This is a genomic window from Vibrio sp. 2134-1 (assembly GCF_033339495.1).
The window spans coordinates 103,370-122,783 of the sequence record NZ_JAWOUS010000001.1; the positions used below are offsets into that span (position 1 = coordinate 103,370).

The 19,414-nt window shown below is 44.9% G+C and carries 15 protein-coding genes; 5 read left to right on the forward strand and 10 right to left on the reverse strand.

Annotated elements, in window-relative coordinates; all coding sequences use genetic code 11:
- Nucleotides 1-28: 28 nt before the first annotated feature.
- The 3 genes from R7R78_RS00435 to R7R78_RS00445 all read left to right on the forward strand — a co-directional run bounded on the left by R7R78_RS00435 (nucleotide 29) and on the right by R7R78_RS00445 (nucleotide 5,052).
- Nucleotides 29-2,383 (forward strand): helicase-related protein, encoded by a 2,355-nt coding sequence (locus tag R7R78_RS00435; protein WP_225472791.1) that lies wholly within the window; start codon nucleotides 29-31, stop codon nucleotides 2,381-2,383.
- A 288-nt stretch (nucleotides 2,384-2,671) separates the two neighbouring features.
- Nucleotides 2,672-3,049, forward strand: a complete 378-nt coding sequence (locus R7R78_RS00440) for a hypothetical protein (protein WP_005377965.1) — start codon at nucleotides 2,672-2,674, stop codon at nucleotides 3,047-3,049.
- A gap of 329 nt (nucleotides 3,050-3,378) precedes the next feature.
- Nucleotides 3,379-5,052, forward strand: coding sequence for an alkaline phosphatase D family protein (locus R7R78_RS00445; RefSeq protein WP_225472792.1), 1,674 nt, complete (start codon nucleotides 3,379-3,381; stop codon nucleotides 5,050-5,052).
- Nucleotides 5,053-5,130: 78 nt separating this feature from the next.
- Here the strand turns inward: R7R78_RS00445 and R7R78_RS00450 are convergent, their stop codons facing one another.
- The 7 genes from R7R78_RS00450 to R7R78_RS00480 all read right to left on the reverse strand — a co-directional run bounded on the left by R7R78_RS00450 (nucleotide 5,131) and on the right by R7R78_RS00480 (nucleotide 11,115).
- A complete protein-coding gene (locus R7R78_RS00450) occupies nucleotides 5,131-6,234 on the reverse strand; it encodes a phosphoribosylaminoimidazolesuccinocarboxamide synthase (protein WP_225472793.1) in 1,104 nt (367 codons plus the stop codon).
- 204 nt (nucleotides 6,235-6,438) lie between these two features.
- On the reverse strand, nucleotides 6,439-6,831 hold the full coding sequence (locus tag R7R78_RS00455) for a SulA-like leucine-rich domain-containing protein (protein WP_225472794.1): 393 nt from the start codon (nucleotides 6,829-6,831) through the stop codon (nucleotides 6,439-6,441).
- Nucleotides 6,832-7,242: 411 nt separating this feature from the next.
- Nucleotides 7,243-7,425 carry a hypothetical protein gene (locus R7R78_RS00460; RefSeq protein WP_213987233.1) on the reverse strand — a complete coding sequence of 61 codons (183 nt, stop codon included), beginning with the start codon at nucleotides 7,423-7,425 and terminating at the stop codon, nucleotides 7,243-7,245.
- A 177-nt stretch (nucleotides 7,426-7,602) separates the two neighbouring features.
- Nucleotides 7,603-8,577, reverse strand: coding sequence for a molecular chaperone DnaJ (locus R7R78_RS00465; RefSeq protein WP_054577920.1), 975 nt, complete (start codon nucleotides 8,575-8,577; stop codon nucleotides 7,603-7,605).
- A 76-nt stretch (nucleotides 8,578-8,653) separates the two neighbouring features.
- Nucleotides 8,654-9,313, reverse strand: a complete 660-nt coding sequence (locus R7R78_RS00470; RefSeq protein WP_005377956.1) for an OmpA family protein — start codon at nucleotides 9,311-9,313, stop codon at nucleotides 8,654-8,656.
- 217 nt (nucleotides 9,314-9,530) lie between these two features.
- Nucleotides 9,531-10,226 carry a DUF2786 domain-containing protein gene (locus tag R7R78_RS00475; protein WP_005377954.1) on the reverse strand — a complete coding sequence of 232 codons (696 nt, stop codon included), beginning with the start codon at nucleotides 10,224-10,226 and terminating at the stop codon, nucleotides 9,531-9,533.
- Between the two features lie 208 nt (nucleotides 10,227-10,434).
- On the reverse strand, nucleotides 10,435-11,115 hold the full coding sequence (locus R7R78_RS00480) for a DUF3334 family protein (RefSeq protein ID WP_005388843.1): 681 nt from the start codon (nucleotides 11,113-11,115) through the stop codon (nucleotides 10,435-10,437).
- Between the two features lie 263 nt (nucleotides 11,116-11,378).
- Here R7R78_RS00480 and R7R78_RS00485 point away from each other — a divergent pair, with 263 nt between their 5' ends.
- A complete protein-coding gene (locus R7R78_RS00485) occupies nucleotides 11,379-14,414 on the forward strand; it encodes an FAD-binding and (Fe-S)-binding domain-containing protein (RefSeq protein ID WP_213868404.1) in 3,036 nt (1,011 codons plus the stop codon).
- A gap of 73 nt (nucleotides 14,415-14,487) precedes the next feature.
- Nucleotides 14,488-14,949 (forward strand): methyltransferase family protein, encoded by a 462-nt coding sequence (locus tag R7R78_RS00490; protein ID WP_005377951.1) that lies wholly within the window; start codon nucleotides 14,488-14,490, stop codon nucleotides 14,947-14,949.
- A gap of 110 nt (nucleotides 14,950-15,059) precedes the next feature.
- On the opposite strand, the gene R7R78_RS00495 is transcribed toward R7R78_RS00490, so the two are convergent.
- The 3 genes from R7R78_RS00495 to hutU form a co-directional block, all read right to left on the reverse strand.
- Nucleotides 15,060-15,785, reverse strand: coding sequence for a DUF3581 domain-containing protein (locus R7R78_RS00495; protein WP_017821813.1), 726 nt, complete (start codon nucleotides 15,783-15,785; stop codon nucleotides 15,060-15,062).
- 335 nt (nucleotides 15,786-16,120) lie between these two features.
- On the reverse strand, nucleotides 16,121-17,656 hold the full coding sequence (gene hutH, locus R7R78_RS00500; RefSeq protein WP_017821814.1) for a histidine ammonia-lyase: 1,536 nt from the start codon (nucleotides 17,654-17,656) through the stop codon (nucleotides 16,121-16,123).
- 11 nt (nucleotides 17,657-17,667) lie between these two features.
- Nucleotides 17,668-19,365, reverse strand: coding sequence for a urocanate hydratase (gene hutU, locus R7R78_RS00505; protein WP_225472795.1), 1,698 nt, complete (start codon nucleotides 19,363-19,365; stop codon nucleotides 17,668-17,670).
- Between the last annotated feature and the right edge of the window lie 49 nt (nucleotides 19,366-19,414).

Consider the following 19,414-nt stretch of genomic DNA (forward strand, 5'->3'; position numbering starts at 1 on the left):
TTGCATCATCAAATCAAATCCAATTTCTATGTTTCAACTACCTATCGACAGCCTGCAAGCCGAGTTTGACCATCATGTAAGCCTTAACCATCTTGTGGTGGAAGCCGAAACCGGGTCGGGTAAATCTACCCGCTTGCCCATGTGGGCGGCAAAACACGGACGCGTTCTGGTTATTGAACCACGTCGAATTGCTTGTACCTCGCTGGCTGAATTTCTTGCGGAGCAATCTGGAGAGCCAATAGGTCGCAAAGTCGGTTACGCGATCAAGCTTCATGCCTACTTTGATGAAAAAACCGAAGTTGTATTTGTGACTCCGGGGGTTGCACTGCGTTGGTTTTCGGAAAACAAGCTAGCAGACTTTGATGTCGTGATAGTGGACGAATTTCACGAGCGACGCTGGGATATTGATCTATTAACCGCCATTTTGAAGCAAGAAAATCAACATCGATTGATCGTCACTTCCGCTACCTTAGAAGGCGAAAAGCTTGCTCGTTACCTGAATGCTAAGCGCCTGAGTTCGGAGGGACGTTGCTTTCCAGTCACGGTGACACATCGTTCTACAGACAGCCGCTATTTACCGAACAAAAAGGGATGTGAACAGGAGGTTGTCGGAGCGGTAAAAGAAGCACTGGAAGATGAAGATGGCGATATTCTTGTTTTTCTCCCAGGACGTAAAGAGATCGCCCAATGCGCGCAGATGCTACAAAGCAGCAGTGATGTCATGGTGGTTAAACTTCATGCCTCGGTCAGTGATGAAGAACGACATCGTGCGCTGACGGTACAAAAGCAACGGAAAGTCGTATTGGCAACCAACGTCGCGGAAACCTCTCTGACCATTCCTAATATCCGTGTGGTAATCGATAGTGGTTTAGAGCGCAGAACTGTACAACGAAATGGACGTACAGCACTGACATTAACCAACATTTCTAAGGCCAGTGCCGCGCAGCGAATGGGGCGAGCTGGTCGCGTTACCGAAGGGGCTTGTATTCGTCTATATGGTGAGCACGCGCCTTTAGAGTTGGTGACACCTCCAGAATTACACAGAGAAGAGCTCGTCGAGCCCATGCTGGCAGCGGCTTGTTGTGGGTACCGTCTCTCAACACTCGATTTTCTCGACTCAATTCCCCCAAATTCGCTAGAGGCATCTCATTCGACGTTGTTATCCATGGAAGCGATTGATGAGGATGGCAATGTCACGCAGCACGGGAGAAAAGTATATCCACTACCTATTGATGCACTGTTTGCCGATCTCGTTACCAGAATTCAAGCGAAGCCAGAGAAGGAAGCAATGATTGATTTGGCTGCCGCCTTATCTGTGCCTGCGCAGCTCTATCAGCGACAAAGTGGTGAAGTCGCTGAGCTTCTATCTCAAGATGAGCCATACGGATGTGATGCCTCTTTACTGATCCGTTTGGTTCGGGGGGAGCAACTCTCAGGCATTATCATTGATGCTAGCGCGCTCGAAGAGGCACAAGGTTTAGCGAAACAAATGCGAGAAGTGTTTGAATTGCCGGAACTTGACGTTGCCTCTCGATATAAACGTGAAGCGCTCTTTTTCTCCATCGCCTCATTGCACCCTGAGCTTGTGTTTGTCCGACGAGCTCGTCGAAGGGATGCTCTAGGAAATGGCGTAGTCGAGATGCTGGTTGGGCGTAACAGCCGCTTTCCTGACAAAGAAGAAGCGGCAATCGTGCTAGACAGCCATAGCGTGCCAGGACGAGGTGTTAAGCAAACACTAAACCTCGCATCGGTTATGATGCCTATTCCCCTGACGTTATTACGCGAACTTGAGGTGGGGGAGTGGCAACAAGGTGAGACGAATTATGAAGAGGAGACCCCAAGAGCAACGATGCATTTGGTCTACGCCGGGCGAACAATCTGTACTGAACATCAAGCGTTAAAAGGTGATGTTGCTGTTCAGTCTATTGTCGAAATGATAGAAGACGAGACACTGTTACCAGGTTTTGCTTCTCAAAGAAAACAGCAAATACAACACTGGAAGCTCTATAACGCATTGGGCCTTAATGCCGAAGGAGAAGAGGTTAACGGCTTGGCCTCCTTGACATTTTCTAGCTGGTTAAAGGATCAGTTGGAAACATTAGGCGTTGAAAATATCGATGATATGGCGTTGTTTGAACCAGAAGACTTAACATTTAACGGTGTTCCAGAATGGGAATACGACGATTTCACGGAGCAGTACCCTTTAGAACTTTCGCTGCCAGAACTCCAACTAGATGTCGAGTATTACGCGTCTCGCAAGCTGGTACAGGTCGTTTATCGAGAGGGAAACCGTAAGGGAGACCCGAAGCGTTGGGAGCTGCCACGCTGGGCTGGTTGGAAGATACAGTATAAAAAGGCCAGTCGAGTGATTGATGTGAAGTAGGTCGGCGGATGACGTTGTGACAAGAATTGATATTTTCTTGGTGAATCTATAATTATTTCATATTGATAGCGTTACTTGTGTGTTGTTTTTAGTTTCTTAATTGAAATATTAATCAATTGAATGCTTATATATGGCGAAGCTGTACATCAGTTGTTACAAAGCTGGTTTTAATATTTCCTTTTGTATGTAAATTAGGGCATAAAAGACGAATGTTTTATATCCCATTGCTATATCAAAACAGTTGAACGATATTTGGTATATCTCATTTTCGAGTGTCGGGGGCATAGAATGGATCAACAAGGAAAGACGTGCATTGAATTCGACTACACTAGCTTTTTAGGAGCGACAGGTAGTAAGAAATGGACCTTTTTAGAGGCATTTGCCACCATCGCGCCTATTTTCGGTTTGATGTGGAAACAGAACATTGCGGAATTGAGCAAGCCTGAAGATCGGTTGTGGGATGCCGCATTAAAATCGATGTCTTCTCGTAAAAGTGATGAATCCAATTTGGTCCGCTTAACCCAGCTAGCTAAACATGAAGGGATCAATGAATTGCGAGTCGTTATGCCATATTCGCTCGATGTTCAGCAAATCGAGTACATAGAATCTCGCAGTCAGTTGAAGGTGGATACGTCAGAACAAGATGTCCTTAACATCAAGTTTTAGGCTGAGCATTTCCACTTCATCGATGTACCACTTAACAATAGTGCAATGAAAAGCGACCTCAAAGTAGGTCGCTTTTTTATTTTGAGGTTTTTGTCACAGGTCTTGGAAGTGTGATGAATATAGAGTATTTGCACTTAAATTAACAAAAATGTAACGTTTGGAAATGCAATTGTCATAACTAGCTTCTAACTTTGTGTTTTTAGGACAAATTACCGACTAAGTGGTTGGTACTGTAAGTTCGAATTAACGTCCCTTATTGGCACACAAGGATGATCGAGTCACCACGTCATTTGGGCATAAAAACAAACACAATAAGAAAGGAAGTCAATATGTCTTTGTCTCGTCGAGACTTTATGAAAGCTGCCTCTTCAACGGCGATTGTTACCGGGCTGGTGGGCTGTGGTAGCGATGCTAGTGAATCTGTTGCGGTTACCTTTGAGCACGGAGTGGCGAGTGGAGATCCTACTCAAACACAAGTAATTATTTGGACTCGTGTTACAACCTCAGCGAGCTACGCAGATGTAAGCTGGCAAGTTTCATCTAACGAAAATTTTACTGATATCGTGCAAAGTGGCACTTTTGCCACAGACACGAGCCGAGATTTCACGGTAAAAGTCGATGTTCAAAATCTCAACGCAAATTCTCGCTACTACTATCGATTCATGGTTGGAGATGTCACTAGCGAAGTCGGGCAAACGCAAACATTACCAGAGGATGGTGTAGAAAAGGCATCCATGGCGGTTGTTTCTTGTGCAAACTATCCTGCTGGCTATTTCCATGTGTATCGAGAGATCTTAAATCAACATGAGCAAGACCCGTTTGATGTGGTGCTTCATCTCGGTGATTACATTTATGAGTATGGTGCTGGTGGCTACGCTATTGAAGATGCTGAGGATCTAGGGCGAGAGCCAAGCAAAGGCACTGAATGCATTACCTTAGATGATTACCGAAAACGGTATGCGCAATATCGCCAAGATGCTGATCTGCAAGCGTTACATGCGAGCCTACCAATGATTGCTGTCTGGGATGACCATGAGCTTGCAAATGATACTTGGAAAAATGGTGCGGAAAACCATCAAGAAGAGGAAGGCAGTTTTAATGATCGTCGTGCAGCTGCGGCTGCCGCGTGGACAGAATGGTTGCCCGTTCGTGAAAACACTTTCTCAAACATGCTGATTTACCGTCAGTTTTCGTTTGGAAGTTTAGTCAATTTGATGATGCTCGACACGCGACTTGTGGGGCGTGATAAACCGTTGGATTATTTCTCGCTCAGCTCACCAACGATGGAAGCTATTGGCGGTTTAGTTGCCCAGTCGCGTAGTCAAGACCGAGAGCTGTTAGGCGGTGACCAACTCGCTTGGCTGATGGATGCGTTCAGTACGCACGACGCAACTTGGAATGTGCTAGGGCAACAAGTGTTAATGTCTCGTATGGAGTTGCCAAGTTCGGTTATGACCGCGATGTTTCAATTGTTTACTGCCACTGAAGAACAAAAAACAGAGGCGTTATTAGCGGTAAACTCTGCGATTACGGGTTATCTCTCTGACCCAAGTTTAGATACCATTGCTTTGCCATATAACCTAGATGCATGGGATGGCTACTACGTTGAGCGAGAGAAAGTTTATCAACTGGTCAAAGCCAGCAGTGGTAACTTTGTCTGCTTGGCCGGAGATACGCACAACGCATGGGCAAGTGAGCTTAAAGACGTATCTAAGCATCCTATCGGGGTAGAGTTTGCGACTAGCTCTGTGAGTTCCCCTGGGTTAGAGGCCTACCTCGCGTTAGACCCTGTCGCGATCGCTCAAATGGAATACACGCTGCCGCACTTAGTGTCAGAATTACAGTGGGCAGACATCAAACAGCGTGGCTTTATGCGCGTTACTTTTACGCCCGGCAAGGCAGAGTCGACCTGGTATTTCGTATCAACGATTAAAGACAAAACATATCAGGTGACGACCAAGTCAGCCTCCACAACAGATGGCACTACGTTAAATATCGGCTAAACTGAGCCTAATACGAAAAAAGTCCGCAAGCTAGTGCGGACTTTTTATTGGAAAGCGTTTAGCAATCTAGCGACAGTGCTAGTCAATCAATCCGTATTCTTTGCTCAGAACTTCGATGATTTCCGCTTTCGGATTCTCACTCAAATGAATCGGCTTGCCTGTAATCTTCTCGGCAATACCAATGTAGGTGCTCGAAATCGCCATCAAAGATTCGACGGGTAAAGCATTATCACGAGCGAGTGCTTCACGCTCTGGCATACGTTCTTTATTTAGCAAGATATCTGGGTCAGGGAAGTGGTTAAGTAGGAACTGGCGGAAACCTTCTTTTGAGTTCTCTACGATGTGACCTGCTTGGTACTCTTTAGCATCCCATATACGAGATGAGTCTGGTGTACCCACTTCATCCATGTAAATCAGCTTTTCATTGCCAGCAGCATCATGAACATAACCAAATTCGAATTTGGTATCGACAAAGATTTGGTCAATTGTTTCTAATGCTTGGCTGATAACGTTAAAGCCTTCTTTCAGCAGTTTTTCGTAGAGTGCGATATCGTCCGCACTTGAGAAGTTAAATGCTTCGTAGTTGTCTACGATATTTTGACGAGTAATATTAACGTCATCCGCTTCTGGCACACCGGGAATGCCTTTTAGAATGCCTTTTGTGGATGGGGTCATTAGCAACTCTGGCAGTGCTTTGTCTTTTTCTAACCCTTCAGGAAGTTGGATTCCACAAAACTCGCGCTCGCCATTTGCGTAAGCGCGCCACATCGAACCCGTGATGTATTTGCGGCAGATGGCTTCGATTTTTACCGGTTTGACTTTTTGTACAATCCAAACAAAAGGGTGAGGAATGTCTAGAATATGGCTATCTGCTAAGCCATTTTCTTTGAACAGTTTGAACCAGTGATTAGAAATCGCATTAAGCGCAGCCCCTTTACCCGGGACACCATTAAGACCACCTTCAGCATGCCAAATACAATCGAATGCAGAGATTCGGTCGCTAATCACCATGATAGCCAAAGGCGCATCTGGAGCGACATTGTATCCTTTTTCTTTGATCAGTCGGGCGCTGTCTTCTTCAGTTAACCAGTAAACTGAACGAACTTTTCCACTATGAACGGGTTTATGGGTGCGAATTGGCAGGTCGTCATTGACGGCAAGTACTTGATTAGCAAGGCTCATTGCGACATTCCTATCATCTTAATCAAACGTCAGAAAGAGAAGATATTCAGCAAAATGTGGGCGCTGAATAAATCGAATGTGGGCATCATACCAGAACTATTTTAACTCGCCAGAGAAAAAGCAAACGTTTGCCTGTTTTCTTTAATACAAAAAAATACCCCCTTAAAAAGGAGGCGAGATGCAGGATGGATAACGTCGATCTTGTTAGTGGTACTTATTAACTCTGCCTTCGACGAAAAAGACTTCACACTGATAACGTTGAGCAATATCGCGAAGCATTGATTGATTCATTAGGGCAATCTTGTTCGATGCGACGACAGCGCTAGCGTTACCAGACTGAATAGCTTTTATCACGATCTCGACTTCTGAAAGCTGTTGAGAGGGCTTCATTTGAATAACGTTTTTACAGCAAATATTAGAAGTAGTGAGTTGTTCAAAGTCTGGACGAGGGCAGTCTGCTGTAAACAAAATCCATTGTTTCTGCTGCGATAAAACAGCCAGCTTAGATAGAAGCTGATCCGAAACGGCCATGGGCTTAGTTGCTTGTGCCAATACGTTGTAGCGAGAGTATGTATGAGATTGACTTTGTAACTGCATCTTACTGTTCCTTTATACATGCTGTATGTGTATACAGTAGTTTGTTTTGGCGACCTGATCAACAAGTTTCTCAAAAGTTATTTGCGGTTTTTTGAGAAGGAAATAAAAGGATTTTACTTTAAGTAATTGAATTCATTTGTTTATTTTTCATTTCTGATATGTCTAACATCAATTTAAAAATGTGAGGTGAGTAGAAAGTTGGACGAGAGACATACAGGGGTTTACTACTGTATATACAGGTGTTTTTCACGGACAGTGGTTTGTATACAGTGGAAGAGGGCTGATAACCGATGCGACATGCTATGTAAGATAGGAGGGAATACGAGATAGAGATTGGAAATAGGGCTTGGCCGATCAAAAAAGCGCCTTAAAAGGCGCCTTTGAAAATCAGTTCCGTTGATTCCGTCTTGCTTAGCTCGCTCGTTGCAAGCGTTCGCGCATTTGTAATTCGCCTTGGTTAAATAGGCGCACGTCGATTTTCGCCATGTCGTAACAAGCTTTACATGAGCAGTGGTGCTTGCCATCTAAATAATCGTGACGAGTTACAAGGCTAGGTTTTTTACACCAATCACAGGTGCCTTCTTCAGTGAACATTGATTTTCTCCCCACCTAGATTAATTTGAGTCGTTAGGTGTTATTTTGCGCCGGGCATTATGGCATAAAAGCGCGACTTAAGTTAAATGTCTGTTAATTTGTTTGAGAGGGAGATCGATTGCGGCGCTTGATTATATAGGTCTAAAAGCATGCTAGCCAAAGTATCCTGACCTATTTTTACTGTTTTGTAACATTTTGTGAGACGAGCTTAAAGGCATGATTGAGTCGCTTCATTTCTTCTTCACTGCCTCTTGTGTCAGGATGATAAAGCTTTGATAGCTGTCTATAGCGTAGCTTGATTGCTTGTAAATCAGGGATGTGTTGTGGTGTGTAGCCAAACATAGCACACGCGACGCTTAGCTTATGGTTCTCTGCCTGGGTTTTGGATTTCTTAAATTCTTTGAATACTTTCTCTAGCTGGCGTTTCAGTTGCTTGTTCGTAAACTCTAGCTCTTTTATTTTTTTCGCCATTCGTTGATTTTGGCTTTCCTCTTTGGCTTCAAGCGCTTTTCTATTCTGCTTAAGTTTCTTGATTACGAGAAAACTTAAGCCGCTGATGATGAGTATCGCCGCTAGCCAGATCAGCCATAAAAACTGCGAGTGTTCAACTTTGGGGTTTGCAACTGTGCTTTTCTCTTCCTGTGCTTGCTCAGCCTTTTTATCGAGCGACTTTATTTGCGAGACTTGTTTAGCTCGCAGTTGGTTGAAGCGCTGCTCTAACAGTTGATTATAAGCTTGTTCTGCTGCTGGATTATGCTGAGAAGCCATTTGATACAAGGCTTCAGTCAATTGAGCAGTTGTGACCTTATCTGGATTGCGCTGAATAAAATCGGCGAGAAGAAAGCCACGATCGGTTGGGTCATTGAGTGCGATAGAGGTTAGCCAATATAACGCTTGTGTTTCATTTTTTTCGCCATTTATCCCTTTAGCAAAGTCGTTCGCGAGCTGTTTTTGCGCAGGGAGGTAACCTTGGTTGGCGGATTGCTCTAGCCAGTAGCGCGTTTCTGGTGAGGCTTCAGCTTTGTTTGATGCCAATAATTGTTGTGCGTACTCGTATTGTTCGATGGGGTCATTTGGAGCTTGAGAGGCAAGTGAGTAGCCAGAAAAGCTGAGGCTAAATAAGCAGAGTAGGGCAGACGTTTTGACAGACATTAATATGTCAGGCCTAACGATAATGGTTAGGCCTGCTCCGGTAATTTTTTATTATTACCGTTATGGTGCAACCAAATTACTTCAGTGGCAAGATCTGGATTTCAACACGACGGTTGCACGCACGACCTTCAGAAGTTTGGTTTGAGCAAATTGGGTTACGTTCGCCGTAGCCGCGTGCAATTGCACGACCAGGTGCAACGTTTTGAGATACTAGGAATTGACGTACGGACTCTGCACGGCGCTCTGACAATGTTTGGTTGTATGACTCACTGCCTGTGCTATCCGTGTAACCATCAATAACGAGACTGGTATCTGGGTACTCAACTAGGATGCGAGCAACACCACGTAGAGTATTATGGATGCTAGCATCAAGCTGGTAAGAGCTTGAAGAGAAGCCGATACCGTTTTCCATACGCAGTAAAAGCTGATTTTCACCAACACGCTGAACTTGTACGCCAGAGTTTAGCAAAGCGCGACGTAATTCCGCTTCTTGTTGGTCAAAGTAGTAACCAACGCCAGCGCCAGTCGCTCCGCCTGCGGCTGCACCAATGAGTGCATGCTGACGACGTTCTTTAGCATCATCACCCGTTGCTAGGCCGATTGCTGCGCCAGCGATCGCACCAATAAGCGCGCCTTGCGTGGTGGAGTTAGTTTCGTATTCACCCGTTGTTGCATTTTGGCGTTGAGTGGCTTGACAGCCAGTAAGAGCTAGCACTAGAGCTAGTGCAATAGGCATCTTTTTCAAGGGAAAATCTCCGTATAAAACTGAGGCGAAACCATGCCTCATAATGGGATGCGAATTATGAATAAACAAGCATTAATATTTGTTATGAGAAAGTAAGATTGATAAGAGTTTATGTAAGAAAATTCCTATCAATACTGCCAAAGCTCTCAAAGTAAGCCCCATAGACATCGAAGTCATTGCTGCTTATGTGAATCCTTTACTATTCTGGCTATTTCGATGAATCGCCCAACATTTTACGTGCTTGTTCGCCGCCCACTCCACGGTTAACTGAAACCTTTCTACCTTTCTTTAAGCCCACTTCGTAGTCTTCAGTTAGGTTTTTCATCGCTTCTTTCAATTGCTTCTTGAACGTTTCGCGGTCAATGTTTTGGAATTCTTTATCAATATAGTCATTAATTTTATTGGCCGACTCTTCATCTGGAGAAATAATTGGCAATTTTTCAATCGCGCCTTCCACCCAGCCAGATACAAATGAGTTCACACGGCGAGTCACTTCCTGAGAAGAGGTGCCGGTGCCAGCAAAGCTGTTTCGGAATTGTCCGGTACTTTCGTTCATCTCGCGATAAACAATATCGAAAGCAAATGCAGCAAAAATAGCGCGATCTGCTTCACCGATAAATTCGACACGTTTGAGCCCTTTGTGATTCAACAATACTGCTTCGACACCGAATTTTGTGTTAATGCCGCGAATCACTCGCAATATGGTAGAACTGATGTTCGCTGGTAGCAGATGAGAAGATTGTGTTTTTCCCATTCTGATGAACTCAATATCGTCTTTATCGAGACCATATTTAAGCATGAGGCGATGTGCCATTTTGATAGCATTGGCAGCCTCATTAACATTAGCGGAATTGCCCAGTTCTAAGCACTTGGCGATTTTTTTCAGAGCTTTTTGTTTATCCATCGACAACCAGTAACGAAAGCAGAAAATTTATGAAGTCAGACATATTACCTTTTTTGACATAAAAACGAAATACAAGGTGGGACTGAAGATAATTTCTGCACATAAAAAGAAGCCTCGCATTAAGCGAGGCTGGCGTTTTAGTTCGTCGTAATCAGTATGAAGTCGTACTTGTGTCTAAGAAGCCATTCTTCATTAAGATTCGTTAGAATTACAACCCGAGCTGGTTGAGCAAGTCATCGGCATCATCGTTTGATCCCGACGATTTAGATTCTTTCTCAGCCAACTGTTTACGTGTTGCCTCTAAAATGTCGTCTGGGTTTTCGTCTTCAGCAACTTCAAACTCTTCCAGTTGGATGAACTCAGTTTTATCCATTGCTAGCTCGAGATAGAAAATATTGTTGTTTTCGGTGGAGAATGTCACTCTGCGCGCTTGAGGGCGGTCAAGGTTGGTATCAACTTGTAAGATAACTTGCTTATTCAGCGCCAGCATTTTTGGTTGGTTTTGTGTGATGTTCGTTTGCAGGTCTTTACGAATTTTATTAGTGAAGTCTCCGACCAGTTGATTCATGAGTTCACCCAGAACATCGCCTACCTCGTCAGAAGTATGAGATATTGCCAGCTCTTCTTCTGGCATGCCCATATTACGCATGTAGTTGGTGTAGATCTCCAGTGCGGCTTTTGCCGTAAAATTAATCACAACTAGCCCGGTAAATCCGCCATCAAACAGAACAAAACAGCCAAAATCTGGTTTGAGGCTAGTCTTGTGGATTTTTTGCACCATTGCTGAATAATTTACTTGAGAAGATGTCGCCGAAGTAAGTACGCCAGAAACAGACTGGCAAAGTTTGAGAAGGATATCTTCAGTGGTCACAATTTTATTTTTTTTCATTCTGAAAACTCATCTAGAAACGCGATTCGTTCCCCAATGTAAGGCATCAAGCGTGAAAAAATAAAGCATAAGTTTAATTATTGTATCGAGATTCTGATTTGCTCGTCTTTTTAAATGTTGTAAAGTGACGAAATTCAAAGAATATTACTTCACTAACTCTTTTGTGGTGTTTTTTTTCGCTTAGCGCCAATTTGTATGAGAAGTGAGCAAATAATTACACAACCCGCAGCTGATCGGATCAGCGTCGTAGGGGCAGGAAGCAAATGTTACCAAGATTACACTCGCAAACTGATGTCGATCCTCTTGTTCTTAGTTTTCTGAAAGAGCTTGAGCACGCCGGATTCACTGGCGATATCGAAAGCCAATATTCAAGCCGACTAGCGGTTGCCACTGACAACAGTGTTTACCAGCAACTTCCTCAGTCTGTCGTTCATCCCAAAACGACTGAAGATGTTTCTCTCCTCGGGAAACTGAGCAATAAAGAAAAGTACGAACGAATTACCTTTTCACCTCGTGGTGGCGGCACAGGGACCAATGGTCAGTCGCTAACCAAAGGTATTGTGGTGGATATGTCTCGTCACATGAACAAAGTGCTTGAGATTAATGAGAAAGAAGGCTGGGTTCGTGTACAAACTGGTGTAGTGAAAGACCAGTTAAATGACGCTGTTCGTCCTTATGGCTACTTCTTCTCTCCAGACTTATCTACCAGTAACCGTGCAACGATTGGCGGCATGGTCAACACCGATGCTTCTGGTCAAGGTTCTCTGAAATACGGAAAAACATCCGATCATGTTTTGTCGCTACAAGCGGTGTTTGCTGATGGTTCAATTTTAGAGTCGGACTTGTCTCATGGTTACCCAAAAGAAGGCGAGTTTGCTGCCAAGGCGCTACGTGTAACGGAATCCGTATGTCGTGAAAAACGCCAGCAGATCGTAGATAAGTTTCCTCCTCTTAACCGATTTTTAACGGGCTACGATTTAAAAAATGCCTTGAATGAAGACGGTAACCGTTTCGATATCACACGAGTACTGTGCGGCGCGGAAGGTTCATTGGCATTTATTACCGAAGCAAAGCTGAACCTGACGCCAATTCCGAAAGCACGTACTTTGGTTAACGTTAAATACAACAGCTTTGATTCTGCACTGCGTAATGCACCGTTTATGGTAGAGGCGAAAGCGCTGTCTGTAGAAACCGTTGACTCAAAAGTGCTTAATCTCGCGAAGCAAGATATCGTTTGGCACACCGTGAGCGATTTACTTACCGATGTTCCAAATAAAGAGATGCTTGGCATCAACATGGTGGAATACGCAGGTCAGGACGAAGAGGAAGTTGCTGCTCAGGTTGCAGCATTGACCGCCAAGCTCGATACCATGTTGGAAACAGAAGAAGCGGGCATTATCGGCTACCAAGTTTGTAACGATGTAGCTAGCATTGGGCGTATTTACAACATGCGTAAAAAAGCGGTGGGTTTGTTAGGCGCAGCAAAAGGTCGTGCTAAACCGGTCGCATTCGCTGAAGATACCTGTGTGCCACCAGAAAACCTGGCGGACTTCATTGTAGAGTTTCGAGAACTGTTAGACAGCAAGTCTCTGAATTACGGCATGTTTGGTCACGTCGATGCAGGGGTGCTTCACGTACGTCCTGCGTTGGATTTGTGTGACCCGCACCAAGAAGCATTGATGCACGAAGTTTCTGATGAAGTGGTCAAGCTGGTGGCGAAATACGGCGGTTTGATGTGGGGTGAACACGGCAAAGGTTTCCGTTCAGAATATGGCCCTGAGTTTTTCGGCGACGAGTTGTTTACTGAACTGAGACGTGTGAAAGCGGCATTCGATCCACACAACAAAATGAACCCGGGCAAAATCTGTACACCGCTGGATAGTGATGCAGAGCTTGTCAAAGTTACCGATACCAAACGTGGTTACTATGACCGTCAGATTGACGTTCAAGTACGTGACAGCTTTAAACAAGCGATGGAATGTAACGGTAACGGTTTGTGTTTTAACTACGATACTAGCTCGCCAATGTGTCCATCGATGAAAGTAACAGCCGATCGTCGTCATTCACCGAAAGGTCGTGCGGGTTTGGTTCGCGAGTGGTTGCGTCAGCTTACTGAGCAAGGCATTGATATTCTTGACTTAGAAAAGCAAACACTAGAAAACAAAATATCAATCAAAACCATGATTGACCGCGTACGTCATTCTATCAATCGTCGTCACGAGTATGACTTCTCTCACGAAGTGTATGAAGCGATGAATGGTTGTTTGGCGTGTAAAGCGTGTGCGAGTCAGTGTCCGATTAAAGTCGATGTTCCGAGCTTTCGCTCGCGCTTTTTAAACATCTATCACTCTCGTTACCAACGTCCTGCAAAAGACTATCTGGTTGCCAACATTGAGACTATGCTGCCGATGATGGCGAAAACGCCAGGTGTCGTAAATGGTGTTTTGAAGCAGTCGTGGGTGAAAAGTTTAACGGCATCTACGGTCGGGTATGTCGATGCGCCGTTGTTATCAGTACCCACCTTGAAACAACGAGTAGAGTCGCTGACAACGCCTTATGATCTGCAAGCGCTCAGTGGTTTGTCTTCGTCTGAAAAGAGCAAGCATGTTTTAATTGTTCAAGACCCATTCACTAGTTACTACGACGCTGATGTCGTTGAAGACTTCGTTAAGTTATTGAAAAAGCTGGGTATGAATCCGGTGCTTCTGCCGTTTAAGCCGAATGGTAAAGCACAACACATTAAAGGGTTTTTACGTCAGTTTAAGGACACAGCAGCCGACACAGCGAAGTTCTTGGCGATGGTAGCGGATTTGGATATCCCACTAGTTGGCGTCGATCCTGCTTTGGTGCTGTGTTATCGAGATGAATACGCTGAAGTGCTTGGCAGTAAGCGAGGTAATTTCGATGTACTAACAGCCCACGAATGGCTTTACCCAAGACTAGAAGCGTTTGAAAGCGGAGAGCATAAGGCGCAGGAACCTTGGTATCTGTTTGCGCACTGTACTGAAAAAACCAAAATGCCAAATGCGGAAAAAGAGTGGGGCGCTATTTTTGCTCACTTTGGTGCAGTTTTGAATACGGTACCTGTTGGTTGTTGTGGTATGGCGGGTACGTTTGGTCATGAGGTTGATAAGTTGTCGATGTCGAAAGACATTTACAATTTAAGCTGGAAGCCGAGCTTAGATAAGTTGGATAACGAGAGATGTTTGATTACAGGCTATTCTTGCCGCAGCCAAGTTAAACGCTTTGAAGGAACGAAGCCCAAGCATCCCGTTCAGGCGCTGTTAACTTTGTTGTAATCGGACTAAATCAAGCCCAGTTTTACTGGGCTTTTTAGAAACCGTATTTAGACCCTTTCAAAGGATATGAATCTTGAGAAAACTTGAACTCAAAGTCCCACCTGTTGTGGTGTTTTTGCTAGTCATACTTTTGATGTACGGACTTAAAGTTTTGACGCCGAGCATGAACATTCGAGTACCCTTTGTTGAATTTGTAGTAGGTGTATTAACTTTGTTGTCTGGCTACATGGGCATTGCTGGCGTGTATGAATTTCGCAAAGTAAAAACCACAGTGAACCCAGTAAAACCTGAAGCGGCATCTTCTGTTGTAAGAACTGGTGTGTTTGCCTTTTCACGCAACCCTATGTACACGGCATTATTGCTTCTAATCATAGCAACTGGTTTGTGGTGGCAGCACTTGAGTGTGGTGCTTTGTGGCGTGATATTTGTCAGTTATATGAATCGGTTTCAAATCAAGCCTGAGGAACGCGTTTTAGAGCGATTGTTTGGTGAAGAGTATGTGGATTATAAAAACCATGTTCGTCGTTGGCTCTAAACATTGCGTTTAGTTTTGTTTGGATGAGACATAAAAAGAAAGCCCAACGGTCGACGTTGGGCTTTCTTTTAGTAAACACGTTTTTTGTGCGCTTCTGATAGGGCAGTCGACTAGGCTGCCTTAACGAACTTTGCTAGGAATGCATCCTTACGTTCATTAAAGCGGCGTACAAGGTCGTCAACCGCTTCTTGGTCATATGGCTTCAAGCCACTTGCAACCATGCGCTTAATACCTTTACCAACGACTTCACCGTCTTCTTTGAACGCAAAGTTTAAGGTGACTACACCTCGTTTTCCTTCTACGTCGAATGTTGCGCCAGTGAAATCCACCTCTGGATGCGTAAGGTCTAAGCGTGAAAATTCGACTTCCATGCTTTCATAAATAACTAATGGACGCTGGCAGTTGATCATCATTTGCTTCTCTTCCATAAGAGGAACCATGATGTGAGGGAAGTTCATACCAGAAAATTGCACGTAATTTGTCACTACATGCTCAATAAATGCCGGATCGTGGTTAGTTTCACCTTCACGGGACATGTGTAAGTATTCTTTACCTGCCTCGTCAACAACAGCGCTTTCTTTGTCACACTTATTTTCAATATGAAGTGCTACACCATCGTTTACCATGCCAGAGAAGTTAAAACGCATCTTTTGGCTAACGCCTTCTTTACTAAGAAGCACAGCGAAAAGTAAATCTCCAGGGACACAAAAGCGTTTGTTGTCTTCATCATGAATTGGGTTGTAGTCACCTGCGACACGTTTTGCAAAGTGGCTTGCTTGTTCGCGAGTGAACTGAAACTGGTGATTAGTGTTTGAAAAATAAGGTGTTAGAAACATAATTTTTACGTAGTAACCAAAACTGTGTGGGATTATATGCGAATATCTGCGTAGCAATGGTCCATCCAGTGAAAACTTCACCGTATCCTAACAATAAGACACTATTTCGGCGGATAAACCGTTAAAAACGCATACTTTAGCAACGCTTTTATTTGTGAAAACAATAAACAACGACCTTTTCGCTCGCCTATCTTTTAAAGTATAGCCATCAAAGTAGACTGGCGTTCATAAATAGTGCCATCAACATGTTTAATCGTATGTAAAACGGCTCCACGCTGAACGTAGAGCCTTCAAGTCATTATCTGTTTATTCGATGAAATGCCAGTTATGCTTGGTTATTGAACACTTGGTAACAAGCTCTCTGGCATGAGCGTGTTGTGGATAGCCAGCTTAAGCAGAGTATTTGCCTGTTCAATGTCTGGAGCAAAGTAGCGATCTTTATCGTAGAACGATACTTTTTCACGCAACATTTGTTTCGCAATCTCAATACGCTCAGAGGACTTGTTTGGTGCTCTAAAGTCTAGGCCTTGTGCTGCTGAGAGGTATTCTACCGCCAGAATACCGCGAGTGTTTTCGCCCATTTCTTTCAATCTGCGAGCCGCGAATGTTGCCATTGACACGTGATCTTCTTGGTTTGCAGATGTTGGCAAGCTGTCTACTGACGCTGGGTGAGCGAGCGTTTTGTTTTCACTTGCTAACGCAGCAGAGGTCACCTGAGCGATCATGAAACCAGAGTTCACACCACCATTGTCGACTAAGAACGGTGGCAGTTTTGATAGCGCGCTATCGATAAGTAATGCCATACGACGTTCAGACAAGCTGCCGATCTCGGCAATCGCAAGTGCTAGGTTGTCGGCTGCCATTGCAACAGGCTCCGCGTGGAAGTTACCGCCAGAGATGATGTCACCATCTTCAGCAAACACCAACGGATTATCTGATACGGAGTTCGCTTCTACTTGTAATACTTCCGCCGCATTGCGGATTTGCTGTAAACACGCACCCATCACTTGAGGCTGACAGCGCAAAGAATACGGGTCTTGTACTTTTTCACAGTTAGTGTGCGAATCACCTATTTCACTCGATGTGTCTAACAAATGACGGTATGCGAGTGCTGCGTCCATTTGGCTGCGATGACCACGTACACGGTGAATGCGCGGATCGAATGGACGTCGGCTGCCGAGAGCGGCTTCAACAGACATTGCACCACAAACGGTTGCTGACGCGAAAAGGTCTTCCGCGATAAACAGGCCTTCCAATGCGAACGCTGTGGATGCCTGAGTCCCATTTAGTAGCGCTAAGCCTTCTTTTGGCGCCAGAGTGATAGGCTCTAGACCTGCGATTTTTAATGCTTCTTGCCCGGAAATGATTTTACCGTTGTGGCGAGCTTGTCCTTCTCCCAGTAATACAGTGCTCATATGGGCTAGAGGAGCTAAGTCACCTGATGCGCCAACAGAGCCCTTTTTAGGTACGCAAGGGTAAACTTGTGCGTTGACTAGGTCGGTCAGCATATTAATGACTTTTAGGCGAATCCCAGAAAAGCCACGAGACAGACTATTGATTTTTAATACCATCATCAGACGAACCGTTTCATCTGACATAAACTCACCGATACCTGCCGCATGAGAAAGAACGATACTGCGTTGCAGTGTTTCTAAATCTTCTGGTGCTATTCGTGTGTTAGCCAATAGCCCAAAACCAGTGTTAATTCCGTAAACCGTTCTATCTTCCGCGATGACTCGGTCTACGACCTGTGTGCTTTCTTCAATGGCCGGAATGGCTTCAGGATCCAAAGTAAGGTTGACTGGTGAACGGCTCACTTGGCGTAGTTCGTTTAAGCTAATATGACCCGGCTTTAGCGTTAAATTTAACATCTCTTTCATCCTTACTTGAGCTTCTTCAGTTCTTCGTTGAGCATTGGCAAATCTAGCCCTTGCTCTGCTGCACATTGTTTAGCGATATCGTATCCCGCATCAGCATGACGCATCACGCCTGTTGCTGGGTCGTTATGCAGCACGCGGGCAATACGTTCTGAGGCATCTTCACTGCCGTCACAGCAGATAACCATACCTGAGTGTTGCGAGAAACCCATTCCTACGCCACCACCGTGGTGCAGTGAAACCCAAGTTGCGCCGCCCGCCGTGTTGAGTAGCGCGTTTAATAATGGCCAGTCTGATACGGCGTCAGAACCGTCCATCATACCTTCGGTTTCACGGTTCGGGCTTGCTACAGAGCCAGAGTCTAAGTGGTCTCGACCAATGACAACGGGCGCCTTAAGTTCGCCATTTTTCACCATTTCGTTGAATGCTTGACCAAGACGCTCACGATCTTTAAGACCAACCCAGCAAATACGCGCAGGTAAACCTTGGAACTGGATGCGTTCGCGAGCCATATCTAGCCAGTTATGTAAGTGCGGATTATCTGGAATTAGCTCTTTTACTTTTTGGTCGGTTTTATAAATGTCCTCAGGATCGCCAGAGAGAGCAGCCCAACGGAAAGGACCGATACCTTCACAGAATAGAGGACGAATGTAGGCTGGAACGAAGCCAGGGAAATCAAATGCGTTTTCTACGCCTTCTTCCAAGGCCATCTGGCGGATGTTGTTACCGTAGTCGAGTGTTGCGGCGCCGCGATTTTGCAGCTCTAACATCGCTTGAACTTGCACAGCCATGGATTTTTTCGCTGCTTTTACGACCATTGCTTCATCTTGCAAACGCATTTCTGCTGCGTGAGACATGCTCCAGCCTTGTGGTAAATAGCCATTGAGCGGGTCGTGTGCAGACGTTTGGTCTGTTACGACATCAGGCGTGATATTACGTTCTACCAGCTCAGAGAAAACGTCTGCTGCATTATCTAGTAGACCAACCGATACTGGAGTGTCTGACTCTTTAATGATAGCTAGCGCTTCATCTAAAGAAGTTGCTTTCTTATCGACATAGCCTGTACGTAGGCGGTAATCGATACGTGATTCATCACACTCTACTGCAATCATGGAGAAGCCCGCCATTGTACCAGCGAGAGGTTGAGCACCACCCATGCCACCGAGACCACCTGTTAGAATCCAACGGCCCTTTGCTTCACCGTCAAAGTGTTTTTTTGCAACAGATACGAACGTTTCGTATGTGCCTTGTACGATACCTTGCGAGCCAATGTATATCCAGCTGCCAGCGGTCATTTGGCCGTACATCATCAAGCCTTGTTTATCGAGCTCGTTGAAGTGTTCCCAGTTTGCCCAATGAGGAACGAGGTTTGAGTTTGCGATAAGCACGCGTGGGGCGTTTTTATGGGTAGGGAAAACACCAACAGGCTTGCCTGATTGAACTAAAAGCGTTTGGTCATCTTCGAGTCTTTCAAGTACTTCAACAATCTTGTCGTAACATTCCCAGTTTCGCGCTGCTCGGCCAATGCCGCCATATACAACCAGTGAATGTGGATGTTCTGCAACATCAGGATCAAGGTTGTTCATCAGCATACGAAGAGGGGCTTCGGTTAGCCAAGATTTTGCGCGCAGTTTATCTCCGTGAGGTGCACGAATTGTTCTGCTTGTATCAAGTCGTGGATCTTGTCCCTGGCGCTGTGTCATTTCAGACTCCTTTAGTTTCTCGTGATGACCAAGTACTTGCTTGGTCGTA

Excerpts from the sequence above, each read along its gene's own strand:
- R7R78_RS00435 (WP_225472791.1), top strand. The coding sequence starts at position 29 with ATGTTTCAACTACCTATCGACAGCCTGCAAGCCGAGTTTGACCATCAT.
- R7R78_RS00440 (WP_005377965.1), top strand. The coding sequence starts at position 2,672 with ATGGATCAACAAGGAAAGACGTGCATTGAATTCGACTACACTAGCTTT.
- R7R78_RS00445 (WP_225472792.1), top strand. The coding sequence starts at position 3,379 with ATGTCTTTGTCTCGTCGAGACTTTATGAAAGCTGCCTCTTCAACGGCG.
- R7R78_RS00450 (WP_225472793.1), bottom strand. The coding sequence starts at position 6,234 with ATGAGCCTTGCTAATCAAGTACTTGCCGTCAATGACGACCTGCCAATT.
- R7R78_RS00455 (WP_225472794.1), bottom strand. The coding sequence starts at position 6,831 with ATGCAGTTACAAAGTCAATCTCATACATACTCTCGCTACAACGTATTG.
- R7R78_RS00460 (WP_213987233.1), bottom strand. The coding sequence starts at position 7,425 with ATGTTCACTGAAGAAGGCACCTGTGATTGGTGTAAAAAACCTAGCCTT.
- R7R78_RS00465 (WP_054577920.1), bottom strand. The coding sequence starts at position 8,577 with ATGTCTGTCAAAACGTCTGCCCTACTCTGCTTATTTAGCCTCAGCTTT.
- R7R78_RS00470 (WP_005377956.1), bottom strand. The coding sequence starts at position 9,313 with ATGCCTATTGCACTAGCTCTAGTGCTAGCTCTTACTGGCTGTCAAGCC.
- R7R78_RS00475 (WP_005377954.1), bottom strand. The coding sequence starts at position 10,226 with ATGGATAAACAAAAAGCTCTGAAAAAAATCGCCAAGTGCTTAGAACTG.
- R7R78_RS00480 (WP_005388843.1), bottom strand. The coding sequence starts at position 11,115 with ATGAAAAAAAATAAAATTGTGACCACTGAAGATATCCTTCTCAAACTT.
- R7R78_RS00485 (WP_213868404.1), top strand. The coding sequence starts at position 11,379 with ATGTTACCAAGATTACACTCGCAAACTGATGTCGATCCTCTTGTTCTT.
- R7R78_RS00495 (WP_017821813.1), bottom strand. The coding sequence starts at position 15,785 with ATGTTTCTAACACCTTATTTTTCAAACACTAATCACCAGTTTCAGTTC.
- hutH (WP_017821814.1), bottom strand. The coding sequence starts at position 17,656 with ATGTTAAATTTAACGCTAAAGCCGGGTCATATTAGCTTAAACGAACTA.
- hutU (WP_225472795.1), bottom strand. The coding sequence starts at position 19,365 with ATGACACAGCGCCAGGGACAAGATCCACGACTTGATACAAGCAGAACA.